This is a genomic window from Bacillus sp. AP50 (assembly GCF_040492675.1).
Lineage (GTDB): Bacteria > Bacillota > Bacilli > Bacillales > Bacillaceae_G > Bacillus_A > Bacillus_A cereus.
Genome location: NZ_JBEUTW010000374.1, coordinates 1 through 1,024, shown reverse-complemented (window position 1 = coordinate 1,024; position 1,024 = coordinate 1). Strand labels below are relative to the sequence as shown.

Below are 1,024 nucleotides of genomic sequence, written 5' to 3'. Positions count from 1 at the left end.
TAGATATTTCAAAATGGAATGGAACTATCAATTGGGATATTGCAGCATCTCAGCTAGATTTAGTGATTGCTAGAGTTCAAGATGGCTCTAATACGGTGGATTTTATGTATCAAAATTATGTTAGTGAAATGAAAAAGCATAGTATCCCATTCGGTAATTATGCTTTTTGCCGTTTTATATCTATTGCTGATGCAAAGAAAGAGGCACAAGATTTTTGGAATCGTGGTGATCAATCTGCTAAGTTTTGGGTAGCGGACGTAGAAGTTCAAACGATGGTAGATATGCAAGGCGGGACACAGGCATTTATTGATGAATTACGCCGTTTAGGTGCGGAAAAAGTAGGATTATATGTAGGGCATCACACGTATCTATCATTTGAAGCACGTAATATTGAAGCTGATTTCGTATGGATCCCTCGTTATGGAGGGAATAAGCCAGCATATCCATGCGATATGTGGCAATATACGGATTCAGGGAATGTTCCTGGGATTGGGAAATGTGATCTGAATCGATTAGTAGGAAATAAGTCACTTTCTTGGTTTATAAATTCGAACAAAGCAAATCAATCTAACATAGTGTATACACAGCAACCGAATGGCATTGGTATTGCAGTTTCGAAATATCCTGATGGATATGGAATAAATTTATATGAAAACCCCATGAATCCTCAATTTACAGGTACACTCACTCAAAAAATTCCATATTTAATCTTAGCAGGTTATTGGGGAGGCGGTGAGCAAGATATGATTTGTTTAGGGAACGATAAGCAGTGGGTATATTTAAAACATTTTAATGTGAAATGGTTTTATGCAACTTCAAAATATCCTGTCGGTTACGGAGTAAATTATTATGAAGAGCCTGAATGTATGAATTATAAAGGAAACATAGATGGATCGACATCTTTTCGAGTGTGGGGTAGAGTGGGAAATGCGGTAGATATCGGACAGAATAGTTGGATACCTGAAAAACATGTAATTATTAAGCAACTATAGAAGCTATATTTTTTTGAGAATTATATAAAGAG

General features: G+C 36.1%; 1 protein-coding gene. It reads left to right on the top strand.

Annotated elements, in window-relative coordinates:
- Positions 1 to 992: glycoside hydrolase family 25 protein (locus ABWK52_RS22685; RefSeq protein WP_353772146.1), on the top strand; the 992-nt coding region annotated here is incomplete at its 5' end.
- Positions 993 to 1,024 lie beyond the last annotated feature (32 nt).